22 protein-coding genes are annotated in these 19692 nt (G+C 62.6%); 11 read left to right on the forward strand and 11 right to left on the reverse strand.

Annotation, left to right across the window (positions count from 1 at the left end):
- Positions 1–28: 28 nt before the first annotated feature.
- Complete coding sequence (locus AMK02_RS06180; RefSeq protein WP_064801223.1) at positions 29–370, forward strand: nuclear transport factor 2 family protein; 342 nt, start codon at positions 29–31, stop codon at positions 368–370.
- Here AMK02_RS06180 and AMK02_RS06185 read toward each other — a convergent pair whose 3' ends face one another.
- The 3 genes from AMK02_RS06185 to AMK02_RS06195 all read right to left on the reverse strand — a co-directional run bounded on the left by AMK02_RS06185 (position 371) and on the right by AMK02_RS06195 (position 2302).
- Entirely contained in the window at positions 371–1102 is a 732-nt protein-coding gene (locus tag AMK02_RS06185) for a sulfite exporter TauE/SafE family protein (protein ID WP_064801224.1), read from the reverse strand.
- 59 nt (positions 1103–1161) lie between these two features.
- Positions 1162–1815 carry a class I SAM-dependent methyltransferase gene (locus AMK02_RS06190; protein ID WP_064801226.1) on the reverse strand — a complete coding sequence of 218 codons (654 nt, stop codon included), beginning with the start codon at positions 1813–1815 and terminating at the stop codon, positions 1162–1164.
- 160 nt (positions 1816–1975) lie between these two features.
- Positions 1976–2302, reverse strand: a complete 327-nt coding sequence (locus AMK02_RS06195) for a hypothetical protein (protein ID WP_064801228.1) — start codon at positions 2300–2302, stop codon at positions 1976–1978.
- Between the two features lie 213 nt (positions 2303–2515).
- On the opposite strand from AMK02_RS06195, the gene AMK02_RS06200 reads away from it, so the two are divergent.
- Entirely contained in the window at positions 2516–3118 is a 603-nt protein-coding gene (locus tag AMK02_RS06200; protein WP_064801230.1) for a superoxide dismutase, read from the forward strand.
- Between the two features lie 135 nt (positions 3119–3253).
- On the forward strand, positions 3254–4099 hold the full coding sequence (locus AMK02_RS06205; protein ID WP_064801231.1) for a metallophosphoesterase: 846 nt from the start codon (positions 3254–3256) through the stop codon (positions 4097–4099).
- A gap of 384 nt (positions 4100–4483) precedes the next feature.
- On the opposite strand, the gene AMK02_RS06210 is transcribed toward AMK02_RS06205, so the two are convergent.
- Positions 4484–5176: a helix-turn-helix transcriptional regulator gene (locus AMK02_RS06210; protein WP_064801234.1), complete on the reverse strand. Its 693-nt coding sequence runs from the start codon at positions 5174–5176 to the stop codon at positions 4484–4486.
- 130 nt (positions 5177–5306) lie between these two features.
- Between AMK02_RS06210 and AMK02_RS06215 the strand changes: the two genes are divergently transcribed.
- Positions 5307–5942 carry a LysE family translocator gene (locus AMK02_RS06215; RefSeq protein ID WP_004680390.1) on the forward strand — a complete coding sequence of 212 codons (636 nt, stop codon included), beginning with the start codon at positions 5307–5309 and terminating at the stop codon, positions 5940–5942.
- A gap of 116 nt (positions 5943–6058) precedes the next feature.
- On the opposite strand, the gene AMK02_RS06220 is transcribed toward AMK02_RS06215, so the two are convergent.
- The 3 genes from AMK02_RS06220 to AMK02_RS06230 form a co-directional block, all read right to left on the reverse strand.
- Positions 6059–6961: an MBL fold metallo-hydrolase gene (locus AMK02_RS06220; RefSeq protein WP_064801236.1), complete on the reverse strand. Its 903-nt coding sequence runs from the start codon at positions 6959–6961 to the stop codon at positions 6059–6061.
- 124 nt (positions 6962–7085) lie between these two features.
- Positions 7086–7694: an NAD(P)-dependent oxidoreductase gene (locus AMK02_RS06225; protein ID WP_064801238.1), complete on the reverse strand. Its 609-nt coding sequence runs from the start codon at positions 7692–7694 to the stop codon at positions 7086–7088.
- A 28-nt stretch (positions 7695–7722) separates the two neighbouring features.
- Complete coding sequence (locus tag AMK02_RS06230; RefSeq protein ID WP_064801239.1) at positions 7723–8391, reverse strand: DsbA family protein; 669 nt, start codon at positions 8389–8391, stop codon at positions 7723–7725.
- Positions 8392–8486: 95 nt separating this feature from the next.
- On the opposite strand from AMK02_RS06230, the gene AMK02_RS06235 reads away from it, so the two are divergent.
- The 3 genes from AMK02_RS06235 (at position 8487) to AMK02_RS06245 (ending at position 11037) form a co-directional block, all read left to right on the forward strand.
- Entirely contained in the window at positions 8487–9368 is an 882-nt protein-coding gene (locus AMK02_RS06235; RefSeq protein ID WP_064801241.1) for a LysR family transcriptional regulator, read from the forward strand.
- Positions 9369–9564: 196 nt separating this feature from the next.
- Positions 9565–10008 carry a c-type cytochrome gene (locus tag AMK02_RS06240; protein WP_037137579.1) on the forward strand — a complete coding sequence of 148 codons (444 nt, stop codon included), beginning with the start codon at positions 9565–9567 and terminating at the stop codon, positions 10006–10008.
- 114 nt (positions 10009–10122) lie between these two features.
- Complete coding sequence (locus tag AMK02_RS06245; protein ID WP_064801243.1) at positions 10123–11037, forward strand: cytochrome c; 915 nt, start codon at positions 10123–10125, stop codon at positions 11035–11037.
- A 24-nt stretch (positions 11038–11061) separates the two neighbouring features.
- On the opposite strand, the gene AMK02_RS06250 is transcribed toward AMK02_RS06245, so the two are convergent.
- Positions 11062–11691, reverse strand: coding sequence for a glutathione S-transferase family protein (locus AMK02_RS06250; RefSeq protein ID WP_064801251.1), 630 nt, complete (start codon positions 11689–11691; stop codon positions 11062–11064).
- Positions 11692–11733: 42 nt separating this feature from the next.
- Entirely contained in the window at positions 11734–12228 is a 495-nt protein-coding gene (locus AMK02_RS06255; RefSeq protein WP_064801253.1) for a GNAT family N-acetyltransferase, read from the reverse strand.
- Positions 12229–12506: 278 nt separating this feature from the next.
- Between AMK02_RS06255 and dmeR the strand changes: the two genes are divergently transcribed.
- The 3 genes from dmeR (at position 12507) to bla (ending at position 14823) form a co-directional block, all read left to right on the forward strand.
- Positions 12507–12779: a Ni(II)/Co(II)-sensing transcriptional repressor DmeR gene (dmeR, locus tag AMK02_RS06260; protein ID WP_064801255.1), complete on the forward strand. Its 273-nt coding sequence runs from the start codon at positions 12507–12509 to the stop codon at positions 12777–12779.
- Positions 12780–12798: 19 nt separating this feature from the next.
- Positions 12799–13788, forward strand: coding sequence for a CDF family Co(II)/Ni(II) efflux transporter DmeF (gene dmeF, locus AMK02_RS06265; protein WP_064801256.1), 990 nt, complete (start codon positions 12799–12801; stop codon positions 13786–13788).
- Between the two features lie 129 nt (positions 13789–13917).
- Positions 13918–14823: a class A beta-lactamase gene (gene bla, locus AMK02_RS06270; RefSeq protein ID WP_064801258.1), complete on the forward strand. Its 906-nt coding sequence runs from the start codon at positions 13918–13920 to the stop codon at positions 14821–14823.
- Between the two features lie 28 nt (positions 14824–14851).
- Here bla and AMK02_RS06275 read toward each other — a convergent pair whose 3' ends face one another.
- Entirely contained in the window at positions 14852–15091 is a 240-nt protein-coding gene (locus tag AMK02_RS06275) for a DUF1127 domain-containing protein (RefSeq protein WP_064801259.1), read from the reverse strand.
- Between the two features lie 175 nt (positions 15092–15266).
- Here AMK02_RS06275 and AMK02_RS06280 point away from each other — a divergent pair, with 175 nt between their 5' ends.
- Positions 15267–17273, forward strand: coding sequence for a BTAD domain-containing putative transcriptional regulator (locus AMK02_RS06280; protein WP_064801261.1), 2007 nt, complete (start codon positions 15267–15269; stop codon positions 17271–17273).
- Positions 17274–17298: 25 nt separating this feature from the next.
- Here AMK02_RS06280 and AMK02_RS06285 read toward each other — a convergent pair whose 3' ends face one another.
- Positions 17299–19638 (reverse strand): glucose/quinate/shikimate family membrane-bound PQQ-dependent dehydrogenase, encoded by a 2340-nt coding sequence (locus tag AMK02_RS06285; protein ID WP_064801263.1) that lies wholly within the window; start codon positions 19636–19638, stop codon positions 17299–17301.
- Between the last annotated feature and the right edge of the window lie 54 nt (positions 19639–19692).

The raw sequence follows: 19692 nt of genomic DNA on the forward strand, positions 1-19692 counted from the left end.
ATGCAATCGGTTAATCGGAGGATATGCCATGAACGATATGCGCACGAGGCAGCAGACCGTCCGTGATCTCTACGCCGCCTATCTCGAAGACCGCAAGGATATTGTCGGCGCCATGCTGACCGAGGATTTCACCTTCTCCAGTCCGCGTGACGACCATATCGACCGGGCTGCGTATTTCGAGCGCTGCTGGCCGAAGGAGCCGTTGTTCCGCCGTATCGACATCGAGTTCCTGGCAATCGACGGGAACGAGGCCGCTGTTCGCTACCGCGCCCAAAAACTGGATGGCGCAAGCTTCGGCAACATGGAGAGCCTTCGCTTCCGCGGCGGCAAGATCGCCTCGGTCGAGGTTTATTTCGGACGGGATCTGTAGTTAGAAAATTCGTAGCGCCGACGTCGTGATGATGACCATCGAGACCGCTACCATCAGCGGCCGCACCGGCAGCCGCTTGACGAGGATGGCGCCGAAAGGAGCGGCGATCACGCCGCCGATGATCAGGCCGATCGCCGAATTGAGTTCCGACCAGCCGAGCGTCAGGATGAAGGTCAGCGAAATCGTCAGCGTTACAGCAAATTCGGTGAAGTTGGTCGAGCCGATCACCCGCTTCAGATCATGGCCGCGCCCGATCAGCGTGCTGGTGACGACGGGTCCCCATCCGCCGCCGCCGATCGCATCGAGCATTCCGCCGCAAAACCCGACAGGCGGCACCGCCCAGTCGCGCACTTCGCGCCTGGATGGCGGCCGGAACGCCTTGTAGAGGATCAACAGGCCGATCGCGATCAGATAGGCCGACACGAAGGGCGCGATCACCTTGCCGTCGATATTGGCCAGCAGATAGGCGCCGATCGCCCCGCCGATCATGCCGGCAGGCGCCAGCCGCGCCACCAGCCGCCAGTCGACATTGCGATGATAGGCATGTGAAATGCCGGATGCCGCCGTCGTGAACATTTCCGTTACATGCGTCATGGCGCTGGCATTGGCCGCAGGCACTCCGAAGGCCAGCAGGCTCGTGGTCGACAGTACGCCGAAAGCCATGCCGAGCGCGCCGTCGACGATCTGCGCGCAGAAGCCGACGGCGATGAAGAAGAAGATATCCGATGTCATATAGTCCCCTCAGACGAACGATAGCATCAGAATCCGCGATGCGTGAGAAACTTTTGACCTCAGGCCGAAAGTCCGCGCTGCTTCAGCCGGACGATCTTGAAAAACCCGTTCGGAAAGACCGGCAGAATATCGGTCGTGGAAAAATCGCCGCGACGTTCGGCCCAGGCGAGGATGCGGTGGATGCGGAAGGCGGAGGACCAGCCGATGTGACGCACCAGCGGCGCCACCGCCGCCTCGATCGCCCCCTGCAGGCCGGCGCCGTCGCCGAGCTTGCTGGCGAGAATGATCTCGCCGCCCGGCCGCAGCACCCGGGCGCATTCGTCGAGCGCCCGCTCCGGCTCGGGAATCAGCGTAATGACGAAGGGCAGGCAGACCGCGTCGAAAGACTGGTCGGCAAAGTTCAGCGCATGCGCATCCATCACCTCGAGCGCCTGCACATGCTCCAGCTTCTCGCGCTGCACCTTCGCGCGCGCTCGTGCGATCATATGTTGCGAAATGTCGATGCCGGTCACTCGGCAGCGGCCGGGATAATGTCCGAGCGTCAGGCCGGTGCCGACGCCGATTTCCAGAATATCCGTGCCGGCCGCAGCGGCAAGCGCGGCAAGTTTGCGATGGCCGTCGCGCAGGATGCCGCGATAGACCCGATCATAGACGGGTGCCCAGCGCTGATAGATTTTCTGCTGATCTTCCGCCCGGTTGCGAAGCTCCGACATGCCAATATCTCCCCTGCGCCGCCCCGAAAACCGGAAACGATTTTCGGAAAGCATCATGCATTTATCGCAAACATAGAGCGCCTCAGCGCCTCTCACAGGCGCGCGGCGCTCTAAAACCCAGAAGTTCAACTCCTAGGGGTGGTCTTGGGTTCCGCCGAGCCTATTTCGCCGGCGCGAGCCCGAGCGTCTTCGCGTCCATCTCGCTGCCGATTTCGACGGTTTTTGTCTGCTTGTCGTAAACGCAGATCTGGGCGACGAGCCCCTTGGCGCCCTTCGGTTTTCCGGTCACAAGGGCCAGACCATAACGCGAGGTGCCGAAGGGATCGACGGCGGCAGCCGGCTTCTCGATCGCCACCGCCGCCTGCCTGCATTTGGCGTCCACATCCGCCGCCAGCTGTTTCCAGGCCTCCTCGGAAGAGGCCTGTGCCGCAGCCGCCGGGCAAAGAAACGCCGCTGCGGATAGAAGCTGGATTATATTCCTGTTCATCTCGAATCTCCGTTGATCTCAGTGGCCGGCGGAATGGTTTTCGGCGCGGCTATCCCGCGGAATTTTCTCATGCGATTCCAGCGCGGCAACTGAGGCAAATTTTCCTCCGGCGGATCGTTTTTTGATATTTCGCCGGTTGCCTCTCCCCCGTTCCCCTCCTATGTTCCGCCTCACCTGCCGATGACGCAATCTATTGCCAAGAGGAGATCTGACATGGCTTTCGAATTGCCTGAACTTCCCTATGATTACGAAGCCCTTGCCCCCTTCATGTCGAAGGAAACGCTGGAGTTTCACCACGACAAGCACCACAAGGCCTATGTCGACAACGGCAACAAGCTCGCCGCCGAAGCCGGCCTTGCCGATCTCTCGCTCGAAGAGGTCGTGAAGAAGTCTTTCGGCACCAATGCCGGCCTCTTCAACAATGCCGCCCAGCACTACAACCACATCCATTTCTGGAAGTGGATGAAAAAGGGCGGCGGCGGCAACAAGCTGCCGGGCAAGCTGGAAGCGGCTTTCGCCTCCGATCTCGGCGGCTACGACAAGTTCAAGGCCGATTTCGCCAATGCCGGCGCCACCCAGTTCGGCTCCGGCTGGGCCTGGGTTTCCGTCAAGAACGGCAAGCTCGAAATCTCCAAGACCCCGAACGGCGAAAACCCGCTCGTTCACGGCGCCACCCCGATCCTCGGCGTCGACGTCTGGGAACACTCCTATTACATCGACTATCGCAACGCGCGTCCGAAGTATCTCGAAGCCTTCGTCGATAGCCTGATCAACTGGGATTACGTCCTGGAGCGCTACGAAGCAGCCACGAAGTAAGCGGTGCGAGGCTGCCGCCATCGGCGGCGATCTCTCAGCTTCCTTGATTTGCACCCGGCGTTCCCCGAACGCCGGGTGTTTGTTTTCACATCCCGGCGTCACATTCCTGTCACCGGCCGATCCTAACCACGCCTCATGTCCATGTCCGCTCATCCTGTCTTCCGCTTCGGTATCATTGCCGATCCGCAATATGCGGCCATTCCTCCGCATGCGGCCATGGACCGCTACTATGCCAACAGCCTCGCCAAGGTCGCCGAGGCGATCGAGGTCTTCAACGGCTGGGAGTTGAGCTTCGTCATGACGCTCGGCGATGTCATCGACCGCAGCTTCCAGAGCTTCGACGATATCCTGCCGGTCTATGAGAGGCTCCGGCACGAGGCGCTCTTTCTGCTCGGCAATCACGATTTTTCCGTCTCCGCGGGGCATCTGTCCGAAGTTGCCGCACGTCTCGGCATGCCGTCGCCCTATTACAGCTTTTCCCGTCACGGCTGGCGCTTCATCGTGCTCGACGGCAACGAGGTCAGCATCTTTGCGCCACCCGAAGGCCATCCGCACCGCGCCCTTGCCGCGCAAATGCTGGCCGCGCTGGAGGCGAAGGGCGCCAGGAATGCGCATCGGTGGAATGCTGCGCTGAGCGACGCGCAGTTCGCCTGGCTTGGCGATCAAATCGCAGGGGCGGCCGCGGCCGGCGAGAAGGTGATCGTCATGAATCACTATCCCGTGCATCCGCCGAGTGAGCACTGCATGTGGGACAGCGAGCGCATCGTCACGCTGCTCGCCTCGCACGACAATGTCGTCGCCTATCTCAACGGCCACGACCACGTCGGCAATTACGGCAGGCTTGGCGGATGCCACTTCGTCAATTTTAAGGGCGTGGTCGACACCGAGAACGAAAACGCCTTCGCTATCGTCGAGGTCCATACAGACCACATCGCTGTCCGCGGCTTCGGCCGGGAAGAGAGTCGGACGCTGGTTTATTAGGCTGGGAGAGACTGCCGATAAAGGTCGGCCAACTCCCCCTTATCTCATGCTCGGGCTTTACCGGCTCTATAACAGAAATTGACCGAGATATGCGGAGTGCCTCCGCGAAGAAGCGCCCAACCCGCCAACGGTGAGTTTGGCGGAACGCACCCTCATTCTCCGTCATCCTCGGCCTTGAGCCGAGGATCCATGCCCGCTGCTAATAGGGGTCGGCGTGGATCCTCGGGTCAAGCCCGAGGATGACGGAGGAGGGGGCAGATGTCGGCGGTCCTTTGGCGGCGTCGAGGATGCGCCAGGCAAGAATGCGCCTTCCCGGGCCGCATAGCGCTGACTTCTTGCTCGTGCCTCAAGCGTTGCCAGACCTGTTCGCACAAACGCCCAATATTACCCCGCCACAGCCTTCTCCGCCCACCCACTCGTCCACAACTCCCGCAGCCGGTCGCCGTCGCCCTTGAAGAATGCCTCGGCGGCCGCGCAGCGCTCCACCCGGTCGCTGCGGAAATTGCGGATCGCCTGGCGCAACTCGCACCAGGCGACGATATTGGCGGTCTGCGAATAGTAGATCAGCGCGATCGGCTGGATCGTCCGCTCGCTCGCGCGGCCGAGTTCGTCGCGATAGCCGAGCGTCAGCTTGCGTTCGTCGCGGATCGCCCGGCGCACGATTGCAAGGTCGAAACCGGCCGGCTGCGCGGTCGAGCCCCAGGCATAAAGCGCCTTGGTGTCCATTGCCTGTCGCAGCGGCGGCGGCACGGCGCCTGATATCTTCCGGTTGACGCGGCGGGCGGCCTGCTTCAGTTCCTCGTCGGCCGTGCGTTCGAGCAGCGCCAGCGACAGCACGATCGCCTCCATCTCCTCGATCGAAAACATCAGCGGCGGCAGGTCGAATCCCGGCCGCATGATATAGCCGATGCCGCGCCCGCCCTCGATCGGCACGCGCATCGCCTGGAGCGCGGCGATATCGCGATAGATCGAGCGCACCGTCACCTCGAGCGTCTCGGCCATCACAGCCGCCGTCATCGGTTTTCTGGCGAGCCGCAGGATCTGAATGATCTCGAAAAGCCGCGAGGCCTTGCGCATTTTGCCTCTCCCATCCCTCACGCTCCTGACAATACACTGTCAGTTGGGTTTGCGTATAGAGCCGCCTATCGGATTGAAATCTATCGGGGTCGTTGAAAACGGCCCTCGGAACGACAAGGCGGTAACTGACATGAATTACCACGAAAACCTCTGGCTTTTCTTTACCCTTCTCTTCGGCATCATCATCGTGCCGGGCATGGACATGCTTTTCGTGCTCGCCAATGCGCTGACCGGCGGTATCCGCCGGGGACTGGCGGCAACCGGCGGCATCATGGCGGGGGGTGCCGTGCATTCGGCCTATGGCGCGGCCGGAGTCGGTGTGCTCGTCACCATGCTGCCGCAGCTCTTCAATGTGCTGCTCTTTGCCGGCGTCGCCTATATGATCTGGATCGGCATTTCGCTGATGCGCAGTTCGATCACCGTCGAGGCGGTCGGGCCGGCAACAGCGCACTCCGGCTGGCGCGCCTTCCGCCAGGGCGCCGTCACCTGTCTGATCAATCCCAAGGCCTATATCTTCATGTTCGCCGTCTATCCTCAGTTCCTGAGGCCGGAATTTGGCCCGGTCTGGAAGCAGGGCCTGATCATGGGCGCCATGACTGTTGCCACCCAGTTCGCCATCTACGGCACGCTGGCGATGACCGCCGGCCGCAGCCGCGATCTTCTCGTCGCCAATCCCGATGCCACGGCCTTTGTCGGCCGCTGCGCCGGGCTGCTCCTGGTCGCAGTCTCGGCGCTCAGCCTCTGGCAGGGGTGGAAAAGCGCCTGAGCCGGCTGTGCCTGATCGTCGTCACTGATATTGGAAAGCAAACTTCGCTCACGGACGCCTCCACGGCGGCCACGGCCGGGACTCGCGGCTCGGATCAGCCGCGAGTCCCGCTGTTGTCACTGCCAGGTCATCTCGCCCTTGGCGACTTTCGCCCCCAATTCCAGCGAAATCGGCATGGCAGCGTCGGGATAGAGTTTTTTCATCGCTGTGATCAGTGCCTTGGAGTCTGGGGCCTTGGCGGCCGCGGCGTCGAATGCGATCAGGTAATCGCGCGTGTAGCTGACGCCGGAAGCATCCATCGGCCAGCTGGGAGTGCCGTGACCCGGTACGACGATCTTGGGCTTGCGGGCGAGGATGGCGTCAAGCGCCGCCACCCAGGCTTTTCGTTCGTCGACGGTCGGGAGATCGGCGACCCAGGGATACATGCCGCCGAAGACAGGCACGCCGCCGAACACGGCGCTGAGCGATGGAACCCAGATATAGCGACCGCGATCCTTCAGACCCGGCGCGGTGACGATTTCGAGCTTCTCGCCATCGACCGTCAGCGTGTCAATGTCGCTTGCTTCCGGGAAAATGAGATCGGAGACCGCCTTCGGACCATTGTCGCCCAGAACAGGCGACCAAGCCTTGATCTTGCCTTCGGCCTTCTCCCGCATCAGGTCGACGGTGTCGGGAGCAGCGAGGATGCGGGCATCCGGGAAGGCCTGATGGACGGGTGCGAGACCGAAATAGTAGTCGGGATCGTTGGTGGTGATATAGATCGTGGTGAGGTTTTTGCCGCTCGCCTTGATGGCATCGGCGACGAGCTTGCCGTCCGAATAGCTGAAGCTCGAATCGATGAGGGCGGCCTCCGTCTTGCCGGTCACGAGGACTGGGGCGCGCAGGAAGCCCGCTTCGCTCGTCCTGAACGCCGTCCATGACAGTGGAGACTTCTCCTGCGCCACGACGGATGTGGCGAGCGGGATCATGATGGCCGCGGCTGCGGCGATCGTCTTGAGGGTGGTGCGTCTGGTGATCATCGTCGATTTCCGAGGTTTTGGGATCAGTCTAATTCCGCCTTCGAGGCAGAGGGGAGCTGCCGCGGCCGACACACGAACGGTGTCGACCACGCTGCGGCAAGGGATTCGGATTGGGGAGACCGGATTAGTAGCCGACGGTGAACCGCTGCCTGACGTGGGCCGGAGCTTCGATTTCGTCAGCCAGCGCAATGGCGAAGTCCTCGAAGGAAATGCTGCTGCCCTGTTCGTTCGTCAGCAGTTCGTCCTTGCCGAGGCGGAAGGTGCCGGTCCGCTCGCCGGGGCCGAATGCGGCCGAAGGGGACAGGAAGGTCCAGTCCAGGTCGTTTTCGTTCCTGAGCTTGTTGAGGTAATCGACGCCGCCCTGCGCTTCGGATTTGTAGATTTCCGGAAATTTGGGCGTGTTCACGAGGAGAACACCCGGAGCGACTTCGAGGCTGCCCGCTCCGCCCACCACATAGTAGCGGCGAACGCCGGAGGCCTTGACTGCGCCAAGCAGCTTGTCCGGATCGCTGGCGGAGAAATGCACCGAGCTGATGACGGCGTCATGCCCCTCCAAGAGTTTTGCCAGAGCGTCAGGCGCCTCGATGTCGCCGGCGGCGGCGGTGACATCAGGCAGAGAGGCGACCTTGGCGGGGTCTCGGGCAATCGCGGTGACGCTATGGCCGCGGGCCGACAATTCGGACAGGATGCGGGAGCCGGCCTGACCGGAAGCTCCGATGAGAGCAATTTTCATAGTGGTACTCCTGGTTGGGATTGATGTTTCAGGCGACGGCGCAGAGCTCGTCGAGAGCCGCGAAGAGATGAGCCGGACCTTGATAGAGCGCCTCGCCGCTCAGCACGTGCGCATGGCCGCTGATGCGGGCGACGAGCTGCGGAACGCCGCGAATGCCGAGGATATTCATCCGACGCTGGGTCTCTTCCATCCGCTCCAGCGTGCGCTCGCTGAGAGCGGGGTCGTTCCGGAGCTTCTCGGCAAAGATCTCAGCGCTTAGTTCGACGCCATGCTCGGCAGCCACCTGAACGGCGACAGTCGCCACTTCCTGAACGTTGGACGTGTCGCGTCCGTCGACATAACGCGCGATCTGGACGGCATGCAGGAAACGGGGCTCGAGGTGCGTGGCGTGCTCGCCAAGTGCGGTGAGCGCAAGCGTCGCAGGTCCCGAGTCGAAAACGCCGTTCGGCGCCAGCAGGACGTTCTGATGGTACGCCTTGGAGAAGCGCTGTCCGGTGAGAACCTCAATCCTCTGGTCGTTGCGCCAGGCATGATCTGATATCGACGAGATTGGCCTTGCTCCGACGAAAAGGCCGGAGGGGAGCATCCTGAGGCGATCTGGAAATCTGTCGGCAAGACCAGCCAGCGCCGGGGCGCTTGCGTAGCACCAGCCGCAGAAAGGGTCGAAGAAATATTGAAGTTCGATATCGGTGGTCACTGCGATCTCCCTGTGTTGAGAGAGATATAATATTGCGCGGATCAAAGATAAACGTCACTATAGTCGACAGAATGTTGCATAAATCGAGCGAATAGATGGATCGGATCATTGCCGCGAAAGTGCTCTTGAAGACTGTCGAGCGCGGCAGCGCTTCGGCTGCAGCCGAAGAACTGGGCATGTCCCGCGCGATGGCCTCGCGCTACATTGCGGCCATGGAAGACTGGTCGGGAACACGGCTTCTCCACCGCACGACGCGACAGCTCAGTCTGACATCGGCGGGCGAACGCGTTCTCGACATGTGTCGGGACATCACCCGTGTTGCCGACGCAGTGACGGAGGTCGCAAACCATGCGGAGACTCCGCACGGTCTTCTCAGGGTGACGGCGCCCGCCATCCTCGCCGAGGCGCAGCTCATTCCCCTTCTTTCCGATTTTGCCGATCTCTATCCGCGCATTAAGGTCGATTTACAAATTTCCGATCGAGCGATCGATCTCGTGCAGGACCGCATCGATCTGGCGATAAGGATCGCCAACCGCCTGGATCCATCCTTGATCGCAAAGCGGCTCGGACAGTGCTCGTCGCTGCTCTACGCTTCCCCGCGCTATCTCGAGGAATACGGAATTCCGACAGGACCGGAGGATCTCGACCGCCACAGGTGCCTCACTTACACCCATCTTGGAGGGAGCGAATGGTCGCTGAGGAGTTCCGAATCTCAGATCGTTATTTCGGTGGAAGGAACCTTCCAGACCAATGACGCTGTCGCCCTGCGCCGCGCCGCTCTGTCCGGTCTCGGCATCGCCATGCTGCCGCGTTTTGCCGCCGATCAGGAGGTTCAGGCCGGCAAGTTGATTGTCGTCCTGCCGGCATGGCAGCCGGCCACGCTTGGCATCCACGCCCTCTATGTTTCCCGTAAGCACCTGCCGATGGCTGCCCGAGTCCTCATCGACTTCCTGGCAACGAAGCTTGCCGATGGGTAGGGTTGCCGGGCGCGAGACTATTCGTGCCGGTGTCGGTCTGTCCGGCTCGCCCCGCCACGGGTCTGTGCGCTGGTTATCACATTGTTTTTATGATGATCCGGCAAAACGTGACTGTCTTGCGCCATGGATTTTGTCATGCTCCCGGTGCAGATTGGCCAGCGGCCGCCTTGGCCTTCAGAAAATTGGAGAGGAACAAATGAATTGGAAAGCAGTAGCTGCCGCCGCAGCGATGGCAGGAATAGCCTTCGGTTCCGTGACCGCCGCCGATGGAACCCATGATTCGCGCATTGCGCTGATGAAGAAGATCGGCGGTTCGGCAGGCGCCATGGCCGCCATCGCCAAGGGCGAGAAGCCCTATGATGCCGAGACGGTAAAGACGGCGCTGACGACGATCGCAGCAACGGCCAAGGTTTTCCCCGATCAGTTCAAGCCGGGCAGCGATATGAACGATCCCGAGGTCAGCCCGAAGGTCTGGGAAAACATGGACGACTTCAAGGCGCGCGCCGCAAAGCTCTCCGCCGATGCCGAGACCGCGCTGGCGCAGCTTCCGGCCGATCCCGCCGCCGTCGGTGCCACGCTGAACAACCTCGGCGCCAATTGCGGCGGCTGTCACAAGGCCTATCGTATCAAAAAGGACTGATAGGCCGTCGACAGCAATTCCAGCAAGGGCGATCCGTGCCCGCCTTGCCGGCGGCGCGGATCGCCTTATGTGGGATCGACCGGCGCGGGTTGTCGGCAAGAGGGGAGGTGGCGCATGGTCCGCAGGTTCATCCGGTTACTGCTCTGTCTGATCGGCGTCGCGGTCCTCGGCGGCGGCGCTTTCTATCTCGTCACCGCGCCAGATCCGCTGCCGGAGAGCCATTGGGCCGGGCTCGGCGCGCCGGATCCGGCAAATGGTCAGATGGTGTTCTGGGCGGGCGGCTGCGTCAGCTGCCATTCGGCCCCCGGTTCCGAAGGCGATGCCCGGCTGACGCTTTCGGGCGGTCTGGCGCTAAAGAGCCCTTTCGGCACCTTCCACGTGCCGAACATCTCGCCCGATGAAAAGGCCGGCATCGGCGGCTGGACGCTCGCCCAGTTCGGCAACGCCATGAAGCGCGGCGTCGGCCCCGGCGGCGAACATCTCTACCCGTCCTTTCCCTATGGATCCTATAGCAGGATGAGCGACAAGGACGTCAACGATCTCTTCGCCTTCCTGAAGACCCTGCCGAAGAGCGCCAACGTCGCGCCCCCGCACGAACTGCCCTTTCCCTACAACATCCGGCCTGCACTCGGCGGCTGGAAATTCCTCTATTTCAATGATCAGCCGCGGGTCGCGCTCGCCAAGAACGATGACAAGATCAAGCGCGGACAATATCTCGTCGAAGGCCCCGGCCATTGCGGCGAGTGCCACACGCCGCGCAATGCGCTCGGCGGTTTCCAGGCAGATCAGTGGCTTGCCGGCGCGCCCAATCCGGAAGGCAAGGGCCGCATCCCCGATATCACCCCGGCTTCGAAGAGCACAAGCAGCTGGAGCGCGGCGGATATCGCCAACTACCTCGAAACCGGCTTCACGCCCGATTTCGATTCCGTCGGCGGTTCGATGGTCGACGTGCAGCAGAACATCGCCCGCCTGCCGGCTGCCGACCGCGAGGCGATCGCCGCCTATCTCAAGGCCGTGCCGGGGCGTTAGCACCTTTGCAAAACCGACGCCTCTTTACAGGGAGGTGGGGCCTGGCATCAAATCATAGGGATGGCCCCAGCCGGGCATGTTGCTGATCCGGTCTTTCCAGGCTGCGATGGCCGGATAAGCGCTGTGATCGATCCCGGTTTCCTCCGGCATGAAGACGTAGCCTGCCAAGGAGAGGTCTGCGATTGTCAGCCGGTTGCCGACCATAAAGGCCCGGTGGGCAAGGTGGCCGTCGACAATTGCATAGGCAGCCTTGGCCCGCAGCCTCAAAAACTCGACGACCGGTGTCTCGCCGCTCTTCTGAAGGCCGTAGATGAACCGCAACGTCGCGTAATAGCTCGTGAATTTATGGTTGTCGAAAAGGATCCAGCGCATGATCTCGCGCCGTTCTTCGGCTGTCTGCGCCCCAAACTGCCCCGTTACCTCTGACAAGTAGTCGAGGATGACCCCCGATTGGCTGATCTTCGTTTGCCCATGTTCGAGCACGGGTGCCTCGCCCTGTTCGTTGATGGTTTCTCGCCATTGTTCGGTTCGCGTTTCACCGCCGAGATAATCGACGAAAATGCTCTCCCACTCGATGCCGGCAAGGGCAAAGAAGAGGGCGACCTTGTAGGCGTTCCCCGAGAGAGCAAAGCAATGGAGTTTGAAGTCAGGCATGAAATCTCCTCGTAACAACAAAGACTTAGACCCGAAACGCGGTTAAGCGATCGACTGCATGTAACGCATGCCGGTCACCGGCCTCGGCGTGAAATCCATCTGTTCGTAGAAGCGGTGGGCGAGCACATTGCCGGTCGCGGCGCTGACGGAGAGGTAGCCGCAGCCGGCATTGCGCGCCGTCTCGCGGGCGCGGTCGACGAGCAGCTGGCCGGTGCCGTGGCCGCGATGGCCGTCGCGCACGAAGAGATGGTGCAGGTCCATGCCCCGTTTGCCTTCCTGCGCCCTGTAGAGCGGCACGAGAATCGCATAGCCGATCAGCCCTTCGCCGGTTTCGGCGACAAGCGCGGTGATCCACGGCAGCGGGCCGAACAAGTCGCGCTCCAATTGCTCCGGCGTCGCGGCGGCCGCATCGCCGTGATGGGCAGCAAGCAGGGCGATCATCTCGTTGAGCTCGGGCAGATCGCGCGGCTTGGCGGCGCGGATGGTCACTACCGATGGGCGCATCAGTGAGATTTCGCTGTCTTCAATTTCGGTCATGGTCTTCGCGTCCTTTGATAATCTGCCGTCAGGACGCTGCCGATACAACAAAGCCGCCTGACGGCGGCTTGTTGACAATATGATCTGCCCGGCCGCCCTTTACAGGTACAGCCAAAAATACGAGCGGCTCTGGTGCGCGTTTTTGATCATGTAGCATCCATCGCCGCAAACGCGGCATTTGTCAATGGCGTGAGCGCATGACGCTGAAACATGTCAGACCCTTGAATCCAGCCGAGAACCTGAATAGGATACCCCCCTATGCTAAACGAAGGTCTGCGATGTCTCACACCAGCCTGCAGAAGAAGAAGCTTGTTGCCCGCGTCAGCCGCCTGAAGGGGCAGCTCGAAGCAGTCGAGCGGGCGCTCGAGGCTGAACGCCCCTGCGGCGAAATCCTGCAACTGCTCGCCTCCATTCGGGGCGCGCTGACCGGGCTGACTGGCGAGGTTCTGGATGATCACCTGCGCGAGCACGTGCTCAATGCCGAGGACGACAGAGCCCGGGCCGAGGCGGTCGAAGAAATATCTGAAGTGCTGAGAACCTATATCCGCTGATGAGAAAAGGACCCTGGGAATGAATGCCGGGATCGGGAAAGTCGAAGTGAAAACCCTCGAACACGATCATGTGTTCCTCGGCGCCGATCATCTGCGCAACGAGCGGCGTATCTGGCTGGTGATTGCGCTGACGACGGTGATGATGGTGGCGGAAATCGCCGCCGGCACCGTCTACGGCTCCATGGCCCTCGTCGCTGATGGCTGGCATATGTCCACCCATGCCAGCGCTCTTTTGATTTCCGCGCTCGCCTATCTCTTTGCCCGCCGGCAGGCGCGCAATCCGCGCTTCACCTTCGGCACCGGCAAGCTCGGCGATCTCGCCGGCTTCGCCAGCGCCATTGTCCTTGCCCTGATCGCCTTGCTGATGGCCTGGGAGAGCCTGCTGCGCCTGTCCAATCCGGTGCCGATCGGCTTTGCCCAGGCGATCGCCGTCGCCGTCATCGGCCTTGCCGTCAATCTCGCCAGCGCCTGGCTGCTGGCGAGCGGCGGTCATGCCGCGCATGCTCATCATGCGCACGCGAATGGGCACCACGCGCATCACCACGGCCATGGCAGCCACGGCGACCATGCCCACCACGGCGAGACCGGCGACAACAATATCCGGGCCGCCTATCTGCATGTGATGGCCGATGCTCTCACGTCAGTGCTCGCCATCGCGGCACTCACCTTCGGCAGCCTCTATGGCTGGCTCTGGCTCGATCCCATCATGGGCATCGTTGGCGGCCTGGTGATCGCCAACTGGTCCTGGAGCCTGCTGAAATCATCCGGCGGCGTCCTTCTCGACGTCGTGCCCGAAGGCGAGACGCTGCCCAGCGAAATCCGCCGGGCGATCGAGACCGAGGAGGATCGGATCACCGATCTGCATGTCTGGCAGGTCGGCCCCGGCCATCATGCGGCAATCGTCGCCGTCGTCACCTCGCAGCCGCGCGACCCGGCCTTCTACAAGGGCCGGCTTTCAGCGCTGGAAGAATTGTCGCATGTGACGGTCGAGGTCACGTGCGCCGCCTGATCGGCTGCGGTGGAGCACGAAATCGCCGCCACCCAACAAGGCTGCAGCGGCTGACAACAAGTTGCAGCGGGGACGAGATGCCGCCGCAATCGGTCCTTAGCTCTATTCTCCGAATCGTCGGAGGAATTCATGGATATCAGCCTAACTCGCCGCACGCTGATCGGCACGGCACTCTGCCTGCCTGCTTTGGGCCTGTCCACGCTGGCGCTTGCGGCCAATGCACAGGAAACTGCCGGGGAGGGCGACGACAATATCGAGCATCGCCTGGCCGCGCTGGAAAAACGCACCGGCGGACGTCTCGGCGTCTCGGTGCTCGACACCCAGACGAGCATTTCCTTCGGCTATCGCGGCAGCGAGGCCTTTCCGATGTGCAGCACCTTCAAGGCGCTGGCCGTAGGCTTCGTCCTTGCCCGCGTCGACAAAGGGCAGGAGAGCCTCGAGCGGCGGGTGACCTATGGCAGGGACAAACTCGTCGACTATTCGCCGCTCAGCGAAAAACACGCCGATACCGACGGCATGACGATCGCCGAACTCTGCGAGGCGGCGGTGACGGTCAGCGACAACACCGCCAGCAACCTGCTGCTCGAGAGCTTCGGCGGCCCGCCGGCGCTGACCGACTGGTTGCGCTCGATCGGCGACGGCACGACCCGTCTCGACCGCACCGAACCGACACTGAACGAAGGCCGGAAGGACGATCCGCGCGACACGACGGCACCCGACGCGATGCTCGATACGCTTGGCAATCTGACGCTCGGCTCAGTGCTTGCCGAACCCTCCTCGGAGAGACTGATCGCCTGGCTGGTGGCAAGCACAACAGGCAAGGAGCGGCTGCGGGCCGGCCTGCCTCAGGACTGGAAGGTCGGCGACAAGACGGGTACCGGCCAAAACGGCTCCCTCGGCGATATCGCCGTCATCTGGCCGCCCGACCGCGGCCCGATCGTCGCAGCCGTCTATATCGCCGAGGCGACCGCGCCGGTGAAGGATCTCAACCCGATCTTTGCCGAAGTCGGCAAGATGATCACCGAGATGGTGTGACGCCGGAAATCGCTTCAGCAGCAATCGATTACCGCATCGACATCAAGTTCGTGATCAGACCCGCTTTGATGTCGAGCACCGGCCGATTGGCCTCCGGGTGACCGATGTCTCTCAGCTGATAGGGTGTCAGCTCTGCCAATTGTCTCCGACTCGCGACCGCCCGTTGCCATGTCCTCAGGGCAGTCAACAAAATCGTTATGACGTTCATGAGACCAGCCATCCGCCTTGTCGGCGCGCTGACGATGGTCTGTGTTTCCGTATGGGCCATTTTCCGATCTCCCATCTGTGATGTGTGGGTGGAAATCTGCCATGCGGGTGTTTTCGGCCTGTTCGGCTGAGCGTGAAAGGAGAAGAAAACTTCGATATGCCGCCGCTAAATCGGTGTTAAATCCGTCTTCCCAAATGCTATTCTGCCAGCGGCGGTCCAAAGCTGGAGGCTTTCTGTGCGCATCAGGTTGCTAGGCGGTCTCGAGGTTACCTCCGGAGAAGACCGGCAAGTCCGCTTCGCCACGCGCAAGGCGTCGCTGCTGTTTGCGGCCCTGGCCCTGGCAGGCCGCCGCGGCTGTCGCAGGGAGGTGCTTTCCGAAGTCTTCTGGCCGGGACGAAGCGATGAGCAGGCCCGCAATAGTTTGCGGCAGGCGCTGGTCGATATCAGGCGGTCGTTCCCGGCAGGCAGTGACGCCACCGCCTATATCGAAGGGGATCAGGAGACCGTGGCGCTGATTGTCGCTCCTGATGAAGTCGACATTTCACTCTTCGACCGGAAGCTGGGGACGGGCTCGAGCGCAGATCTCGCCTCCGCGGCGGATCTCTACCGCGGCGACCTGCTTGAAGGCGAGTCCATTCCGGATGAGTTGGGTGAGTGGTTCGCACCTTACCGGAGCACATATCAGCGCAAGGCGCTGCAGCTCGTGGAACGTTTGAGCCTTGCCCTCTTGGAACCAGGCTCCGCGGAAGAGTTGCCCTGTGAAGGACTTGCCGAGAGACTTCTCGCCTCCGACCGCACGGCGGAGGCTGCCCACAGGGCGCTGATGCGGATCCACACTCTCCGCGGCCACGAGAACATGGCCTTGCGCCAGTTCGAGACCTGCCGAGCTCTCCTGAAGAAGCATCTGGATGTCGAACCCGAAGCGGAGACGTCGTCCCTGGCCGCCTCGCTGCAACCGCGGCAGCGATCCGGTGATCCGCGGGCCACGCCCGCAATCGAGTTGCCGCTGCAGAGCTTCTTCGCTCCGGCGAAACATCATGATCGGCCATCCCTCGCGGTGCTGCCGTTTCAGAATTTGAGCGGCGATGCGGAACAGGAATATTTTGCCGACGGCATCGTGGAGGATATCACCATCGCTCTCGCGCAATTCCGCCACCTCTATGTCATCGCCCGCAATTCGAGCTTCACTTACAAGGGGCAGGCCGTCGACATAAAGCGGGTCGGGCGCGAGCTGGACGTGGATTATGTGGTCGAGGGGAGCGTGCGCCGCGCGGGTGACCGGCTTCGTATCGCCGGACAACTCATCGACACCTCGACCGGCGCGCATCTCTGGGCAGACCGTTTCGACGGGACGCTGGCGAACCTGTTCGATCTGCAGGACCAGGTCGCATCGAGTATTGTCGGCGCAATAACCCCGAAGGTGGAGGAGGCGGAGATCGAGCGCGCCAAACGCAAGCCGACCGAAAGCCTCGACGCCTATGACTATTATCTCCGTGGGCTGGCGGCCTTCGACCGGACGGTGACCAACAGATCGGTCGTCGACGAGGCCTTGCGGCTGTTCATGAAGGCGATCGAGCGCGATCCGGATTTTGCCATCGCCCATGCCCGCGCTGCGCGCTGCTACGCGACCCGCAAGAGCAATGGCTGGATGGTCAATCCCGCCAGCGAGATTGCCGAAGCGACCCGACTGGCGAGAAGAGCCGTTGAACTCGGCTGGGACGATGCAGTCGCGCTCTCCTACGGCGGATATGTGCTCGGTTATGTCGGTGGCGACCTCGATGACAGCGCGGCTTGTATCGATCGCGCTCTCTTCCTCAACCCGAACCTGGGCGCTGCGCTCGGCGTCAGCAGCTGGGTGCGAGCCTGCCTGGGCGAGCCGGACATTGCCATCGAACACGCCGCCCTCGCCATGCGCCTGAGCCCCTTGGATCCGCGCCTGTTTGCCTGGCAATTCAACACCGGGCTGGCTCACTTCTGTGCCGGTCACTACGACGATGCCGCCGCCTGGGCGGCAAAATCCCTGCGTCACCAGCCGAACTACCCGAGCGCGATACGCGTGATGGCGGCCGGCCAAGCCATGGCCGGGCGGAGCGCGGAAGCAGGGGAAACGATTGCGCGCCTGCGCCTGCTGGATCCGGCGCTTCGGCTTTCGAATCTCGCCGACATTCTCCCACCGTTCCGGCGACCGGATGACCGCAACCGCTATATAGAGGCCCTTCGTATGGCGGGGTTGCCGGAGTAGGCATGCGGCGAAGGAGACCTCGCCATCACGGCAGCGTATAGGCGATGACATAGTCGCCGGGCTTGGTGCCGACCGAGCCGTGGCCGCCGGCGACCATGACGACATATTGCTTGTTGTCGTCGGTCGTATAGGTCATCGGCGTTGCCTGGCCGCCGGCCGGAAGGCGTGCCCGCCAGAGTTCCCGCCCGTTGGTCACATCATAGGCGCGCAGGTAGTTGTCGACCGCAGCACCGAGGAAGGCGACGCCGCCCTTGGTCAGCATCGGGCCGCCGATGCCCGGCACGCCGACCTTGAAGGGCAGCGGCAGCGGCGTCATGTCGTGCACGGTGCCGTTCTTGTGCATATAGGCGATCTTGCCGGTGCGCAGATCGACGCCGGCGACATAGCCCCATGGCGGCGCCTGGCAGGGGATCTGCATCGGCCCGAGGAAGGGGCCCATGAAGACGCCGTAAGGGGCGCCGTCATTGCGGTTCAGCCCCTGTTCGCTGCCCTTCTCGTCCTGGCCTCGCGGCGGAATGTCTGCGGCCGGCACCAGGCGCGAGGTGAAGGCGAGATAGGTCGGCATGCCGAACATGATCTGCCGCTCGGGATCGACCGCCACCGAGCCCCAGTTGAAAGTGCCGAAATTGCCGGGATAGACGATCGTCCCTTTCAGCGACGGCGGCGTGTAGCGGCCCTCATAGCGATAGCGGTGGAAATCGATGCGGCAGAGGAGCTGGTCGAACAGCGACACGCCCCACATGTCCTTTTCCTTGAGCGGCTCGGGCGAGAAGGTGAGGTCAGAGATCGGCTGCGTCGGCGACGTATGATCGCCCGTGACCGCGCCGCTGGGCGCCGGAATTTCCTTGACCGGGATGATCGGCTCGCCGCTGCGCCGGTCGAGCACATAGAGATCGCCCTGCTTGGTGGGGCCGACGAGGGCGGGAACCACGCTGCCGTCAGGCTTGGTCAGGTCGATGAGCGCCGGCTGCGCCGGCACGTCCATGTCCCAGAGGTCGTGATGCACCGTCTGGCGCACCCAGCGCAGTTGGCCGCTGGCGATATCGAGCGCGACGATCGAGGAAGAGAATTTCTCGACATTGTCGCTGCGGTTGATGCCGAGCTGATCGGGCACCTGGTTGCCGAGCGGGATGTAGACCATGCCGAGCGCCTCGTCGACGCTGAAGACCGACCAGCTGTTCGGCGAGTTGGTCGTGTAGGTCTGGCCTGCGGCGATCGGCGTCGTCACGTCGGGATTGCCGGAATCCCAATTCCAGATCAGGGCGCCGGTCTTGATGTCGAAGGCGCGGATGACGCCGGATTGCTCCTCGGTGGAATAATTGTCGTTCACCGCCCCGCCGACGATGATCTTGCCGGCCACCGCCACCGGCGGCGAGGTGGAATAATAATAGCCGGCCGGATTGAAGCGCATGCCGGTTTCCATATGCAGCACGCCCTGATCGGCAAAGCCGGTGCAGACCTTGCCGTCGGCCGCATCGAGGGCGATCAGCCGGGCGTCCGAAGTCGGCAGATACACGCGTTCGGCGCAGGGCTGGCCGGCGGCGACATCAGGATCGGCATAATAGGTGACGCCGCGGCAGGTCTGGTGCTGCCGGTTGGGGTTCATGCCGGAATTGGCGTCGTATTTCCATTTCTCCTTGCCGGTCTTGGCGTCGAGCGCGATCGCCCAGTTATGCGGCGTGCAGAGATAGAGCGTGTCCTTCACCTTGAGCGGTGTCACCTGATAGGTCGTCTCGCTGATATCCTCCGGCCGCTTGACGTCGCCGGTCTGGTATCGCCACGCTTCCGTCAGCGTCGAGACGTTCCCGACATTGATCTGATCGAGCGGCGAGTAGCGCTGGCCGAAGGGCGTGCGGCCATATTGGTGCCATTCGCCATCCGGCACGCTGCCGCCGAAAGCCGGATTGGCGGCGACCGCATCCTTCGGCAGATCGCCGGCCAGATCATGCGGATCCGTCGTCATCGAATAGACGGCGACGAGGATAGCGAGAATGACGGGCACGGCGAGCGGCCAGGGATTGGCGCCGTAGACGATGCCGGTTGGGCTGCGAAACCCGAGCGGCCGGCGGATCCAGGGGGTCAGCAGCCAGAGCCCGAGAAGAATGATCACCCCGCCGCGCGGGCCCAGCTGCCACCAGTCGAATCCCACCTCCCAGATCGCCCAGGCGAGTGCGGCGACGACGAGCACCGCATAGACCCAGAGCGCCACCGCCTTGCGCATCAGCAGCAGCGCTGCGGTGATGAGGAACATCAGGCCGGCAAACAGATAGAAGACGCTGCCGCCGAGCATGACGAGCCAGAGCCCGCCGCCGCCGAGCGCAACCCCGATGATGATGAAGAGAATGGAGGTGATGACGAGCGCCATAAGGCTGTCTCCCGCGTGGGTTAGCCGGGTGGGAACGGCGGGAAAAGGCCCGCC

Source organism: Rhizobium sp. N731, from assembly GCF_001664145.1.
Lineage (GTDB): Bacteria > Pseudomonadota > Alphaproteobacteria > Rhizobiales > Rhizobiaceae > Rhizobium > Rhizobium esperanzae.